This window comes from Pseudomonas edaphica, from assembly GCF_005863185.1.
GTDB lineage: Bacteria > Pseudomonadota > Gammaproteobacteria > Pseudomonadales > Pseudomonadaceae > Aquipseudomonas > Aquipseudomonas edaphica.
Genome location: NZ_VBVZ01000493.1, coordinates 1 through 4,778 on the forward strand (window position 1 = coordinate 1; position 4,778 = coordinate 4,778).

General features: G+C 62.2%; 5 protein-coding genes and 1 pseudogene. All 6 read left to right on the forward strand.

From position 1 onward, the window contains the following. Positions 1-319: pseudogene (locus tag FEM54_RS24980) on the forward strand (NAD-dependent epimerase/dehydratase family protein); the annotation flags it as partial. 30 nt (positions 320-349) lie between these two features. Further along, positions 350-1,225 carry an SMP-30/gluconolactonase/LRE family protein gene (locus FEM54_RS24985; RefSeq protein ID WP_138453484.1) on the forward strand — a complete coding sequence of 292 codons (876 nt, stop codon included), beginning with the start codon at positions 350-352 and terminating at the stop codon, positions 1,223-1,225. 51 nt (positions 1,226-1,276) lie between these two features. Next, the gene (locus FEM54_RS24990) at positions 1,277-2,239 is read left to right on the forward strand and encodes a TRAP transporter substrate-binding protein (protein WP_138453485.1); all 963 of its coding nucleotides are present in this window, start codon (positions 1,277-1,279) and stop codon (positions 2,237-2,239) included. A 64-nt stretch (positions 2,240-2,303) separates the two neighbouring features. Further along, positions 2,304-2,831 (forward strand): TRAP transporter small permease, encoded by a 528-nt coding sequence (locus tag FEM54_RS24995; protein ID WP_017136439.1) that lies wholly within the window; start codon positions 2,304-2,306, stop codon positions 2,829-2,831. Continuing rightward, positions 2,831-4,111 (forward strand): TRAP transporter large permease, encoded by a 1,281-nt coding sequence (locus FEM54_RS25000; protein WP_138453486.1) that lies wholly within the window; start codon positions 2,831-2,833, stop codon positions 4,109-4,111. Before FEM54_RS24995 ends, FEM54_RS25000 begins: the two co-directional genes overlap by 1 nt. After that, positions 4,111-4,778: aldose 1-epimerase (locus tag FEM54_RS25005; RefSeq protein ID WP_138453487.1), on the forward strand; the 668-nt coding region annotated here is incomplete at its 3' end. The genes FEM54_RS25000 and FEM54_RS25005, both read left to right, overlap by 1 nt.

The following is a 4,778-nucleotide window of genomic DNA, read 5'->3' on the forward strand; positions in this document are numbered from 1 at the left end:
CATCCGCATCGGCTCCTCGTTCCCGGAACCCCAGAACCGCCGGATGATGCACACCTGGTTGAGTTTCGATGACCTGACCCAACTGCTCGAGCGCGCGCTGTACACGCCGAATGTCGGCCACACCGTGGTCTACGGCATGTCGGATAACCTCGACACCTGGTGGGACAACCGTTACGCCGCGCACCTGGGTTTTGTGCCCAAGGACAGCTCCGAGGTGTACCGCACCAAGGTCGAAGCCCAGCCGCCAGTGGCCGCCGATGACCCGGCCGCGGTCTACCAGGGCGGCGCGTTCTGCGCGGCGGGGCCGTTTGGTGACTGAACGTACATCAACCCAAGGGAATGAGTTGCCATGACCGCTGAACTGATCGTCGACGCCCGCAATGCCGTGGGTGAATGCCCAGTGTGGGTGCCGCAGGAAAACGCGCTGTACTGGGTGGACATCCCCAACGGTGGCCTGCAACGCTGGGACGCCGCCACCGGCCACGTCGCCGCCTGGAAAGCCCCGCAGATGCTCGCCTGTATTGCCCGCACCGACGCGGGCAATTGGGTCGCGGGCATGGAAAGCGGTTTTTTCCAACTCACCCCGCATAACGACGGCAGCCTCGACACCACGCCTCTGGCGAGCATCGAGCACCCACGCCCGGACATGCGCCTCAACGATGGCCGCTGCGATCGCCAGGGCCGTTTCTGGGCTGGCAGCATGGTGCTGAACATGGGCCTGAATGCGGCCGAAGGCACCCTGTACCGCTATGCGTCAGGCGCCGCGCCGCATGCGCAACTGAACGGGTTCATCACCCTCAATGGCCTGGCGTTCAGCCCGGACGGCCGCACGATGTACGCCTCGGATTCACACCCGCTGGTGCAGCAGGTCTGGGCGTTCGATTACGACATCGACACCGGCACGCCATCCAACCGCCGGGTATTTGTCGACATGCATCAATTCCTCGGGCGCCCCGATGGCGCGGCAGTCGACGCCGAGGGTTGCTACTGGATCTGCGCCAACGACGCGGGGCTGGTTCACCGCTTCACCCCGGATGGCCGTCTGGACCGTTCCCTCAGCGTGCCGGTAAAAAAACCCACCATGTGCGCCTTCGGCGGCAGCCGGCTGGACACCTTGTTCGTCACCTCGATTCGTGATGACCACAGTGAGCAGTCGGTCGCCGGCGGCGTGTTTGCCCTCAACCCCGGCGTCAGCGGATTGCCGGAGCCCACGTTCACCCTCTAGCTGCATCGATGTGCCTTGAATACAACAACAATAAGACAGGAGTGACACCCCATGGACTTCAAACGCACTTTGCTCGCCGCTGCATTTTTTACCCTCAGTACCGCCGCCCACGCGCTGGAAATCAAATTCGCCGACATCCATCCCGCCGGCTACCCCACCGTCGTCGCTGAACAGAACATGGGCAAGGCCCTGACTCAGGCAAGTAACGGCGAACTGACCTTCAAATACTTCCCGGGCGGTGTCCTGGGTTCCGAAAAAGAAGTGGTAGAACAGGCCCAGGTCGGTGCGGTGCAGATGACCCGCGTCAGCCTCGGCATCGTCGGGCCAGTGGTGCCGGACGTGAACGTGTTCAACTTACCATTCGTGTTCCGCGACCAGGCGCATATGCGCAAAATCATCGACGGCGAGATCGGCGATGAAATCCTCGCCAAGATCACCGACTCCGAGTTCGGCCTGGTGGCCCTGGCCTGGATGGACGGTGGCACGCGCAACCTCTACACCAAGAAGCCGGTGCGCAAGATCGAAGACCTCAAGGGCATGAAAATTCGTGTACAGGGCAACCCGATCTTCATCGAAGCCTTCAACGCGATGGGCGCCAACGGTATTGCCATGGACACCGGCGAAATCTTCAGCGCCTTGCAGACCGGCGTCATCGACGGCGCGGAAAACAACCCGCCCACCTTGCTCGAACACAATCACTTCCAGAACGCCAAGTACTACACGCTCACCGAACACTTGATCCTGCCCGAACCCATCGTGATGTCAAAAATCACCTGGAACAAACTCACGCCCGCCCAGCAAGACCTGGTGAAAAAAGCCGCCAAGGTCGCCCAGGCCGATGAGCGCGCGCTGTGGGACGCCAAGTCCGCCAGCAGCGAAACCAGGCTCAAGGCTGCCGGCGTCGAGTTCATCAGCGTCGACAAAAAACCCTTCTATGACGCCACCGCAGCGGTTCGCGCCAAGTACGGTGCGGCTTACGCCGACATCATCAAGCGCATCGACGCAGTCGAGTAATCACCCTTCCCTTCAGTCAGGCCCGGCGCGGTCGGCATCGACGCGCCCGGTTACGGTGAACGCCATGAAGAATTTAGTGCTGCGCATCAACGACCGCATTTACATGACCTGCATCTGGGTCGCCGGCCTCTCGGTCCTCGGGGTCGCGCTGATCATCCCCTGGGGCATCTTCGCCCGCTACATCCTCGGCACCGGCGCAAGCTGGCCGGAGCCCACCGCCATCCTGCTGATGCTGGTGTTCACCTTTATCGGCGCCGCCGCCAGTTACCGTGCCGGCGCGCATATGTCGGTGGCCGTAGTTACTGACCGCCTGCCAGCGCGCCAACGGCAAATCGTCGGCGTTATCACGCAACTGCTGATGGCCACCATCTGCCTGTTCATGACCGTCTGGGGCAGCAAGCTGTGCCTGTCCACCTGGAACCAGTTCATGAGTGCGATCCCCACCCTGCGCGTGGGCATCACCTATATGCCAATCCCGATCGGCGGGCTGCTGACGCTGGTGTTCGTGCTGGAAAAACTCTTGCTCGGTGACCAGAGCCAGCGCCGCGTGGTGCGCTTTGATCTGGTTGAAGAAAACGAAGGGGCTGCCTGATGGACGCATTGATGCTGCTGGGCAGTTTTATCGCCTTGATCCTGATCGGCATGCCGGTGGCCTACGCCCTCGGGCTGTCGGCGCTGATCGGCGCGTGGTGGATCGACATCCCGTTCCAGGCCTTGATGATTCAGGTTGCGGGCGGGGTGAACAAGTTTTCGCTGATGGCGATTCCGTTCTTTGTACTGGCCGGGGCGATCATGGCCGAAGGCGGCATGTCGCGGCGACTGGTTGCATTTGCCGGGGTGCTGGTGGGGTTTGTGCGCGGCGGCCTGTCGTTGGTGAACATCGTGGCGTCGACGTTTTTTGGCGCGATTTCCGGCTCGTCGGTGGCCGATACCGCCTCGGTCGGTTCGGTGTTGATCCCGGAAATGGAGCGCCGTGGCTACCCGCGTGAGTTCTCTACCGCCGTCACTGTCAGCGGCTCGGTGCAAGCCTTGCTGACGCCGCCCAGCCATAACTCGGTGCTCTACTCCCTGGCGGCCGGCGGCACGGTCTCGATTGCCTCGTTGTTCATGGCCGGCGTGGTGCCGGGGCTGCTGATGAGTGCATGCCTGATGGTGCTGTGCCTGATCTTCGCGAAAAAGCGCAACTACCCCAAGGGCGAGGTCATCCCGCTTAAACAAGCGCTGAAGATCTGCGCCGACGCGCTCTGGGGCTTGATGGCCATGGTGATCATCCTGGGTGGCATCCTCTCGGGCATTTTCACTGCCACCGAGTCGGCCGCGATTGCCGTGCTGTGGGCATTTTTCGTGACCATGTTCATCTATCGCGACTACAAATGGCGTGAGCTGCCCAAGCTGATGCACCGCACGGTGCGCACCATTTCCATTGTGATGATCCTGATCGCCTTCGCCGCCAGCTTCGGCTACATCATGACCCTGATGCAGATCCCGGCAAAAATCACCACGCTGTTCCTGACCCTGTCGGACAACCGCTACGTGATCCTGATGTGCATCAACGTGATGCTGCTGTTGCTCGGCACGGTGATGGACATGGCGCCGCTGATCTTGATCCTCACCCCGATTCTGCTGCCGGTGATCCTCGGTATTGGCGTGGACCCGGTGCACTTCGGCATGATCATGCTGGTGAACCTCGGGATCGGCCTGATCACTCCACCCGTGGGTGCGGTGCTGTTTGTGGGTGCGGCGGTGGGCAAGGTCAGTATCGAGAAAACCGTGGCGGCGCTGCTGCCGTTTTATGCGGTACTGTTCCTGATATTGATGGCAGTGACTTACATTCCCGCGTTGTCCCTGTGGCTTCCCGGGCTGGTGCTCTGATGATTGAACTGGAAGACAGCCTGACCCATCTCACCCTCGCCCCGGCCGTGGGTGGCAGCCTCGTCAACTGGACGGTGCGCGCTACCGGGCAGCCGCTGTTGCGCCATAGCGACGAAGCTGCGCTGAACACTGGGCTGCCGGGCAAGCTGGCGTGTTACCCGCTGGCGCCATGGTCCAATCGAGTTGCCCACGGCGGTTTCGACAACCCCAGCGGCTGGCTGGCACTCACGCCCAACAGCCCGCTCGACCCGCTGCCGATTCACGGTTCGGCCTGGCAACAGGCGTGGCAGGTGGTAAGCCAGACGGCGGATGAAGTGGTGCTGGAGGTGGTGTGCGACACGCCGTTTGCCTATCGCGCCGAGCAGCGGTTTCGCTTACGTGGCGGCGAACTGAGTATCGAGTTGCGCGTAACGCATCTGGCCGAAAAAGCCGCGTGGCATGGCTTGGGATTGCATCCGTATTTGCCACGAAGGCCCGGCACGCGGTTGCAGGCCAAGGCCGATCAGGTGTGGATGAGCGATGCGTCCAAGCTGCCAACCGGGCTGGCGCCGGTGCCGGCCGAATGGGATTTCACTCAGCTCAAGGGGCTGCCGCAAGGCCTGGTGGACAAGGGGTTTTGCCAGTGGGACGGGCGTTGCCGCATCGAACAGCCGGAGCTGGGCTATGC

Excerpts from the sequence above, each read along its gene's own strand:
- FEM54_RS25000 (WP_138453486.1), top strand. The coding sequence starts at position 2,831 with ATGGACGCATTGATGCTGCTGGGCAGTTTTATCGCCTTGATCCTGATC.
- FEM54_RS24985 (WP_138453484.1), top strand. The coding sequence starts at position 350 with ATGACCGCTGAACTGATCGTCGACGCCCGCAATGCCGTGGGTGAATGC.
- FEM54_RS24990 (WP_138453485.1), top strand. The coding sequence starts at position 1,277 with ATGGACTTCAAACGCACTTTGCTCGCCGCTGCATTTTTTACCCTCAGT.
- FEM54_RS24995 (WP_017136439.1), top strand. The coding sequence starts at position 2,304 with ATGAAGAATTTAGTGCTGCGCATCAACGACCGCATTTACATGACCTGC.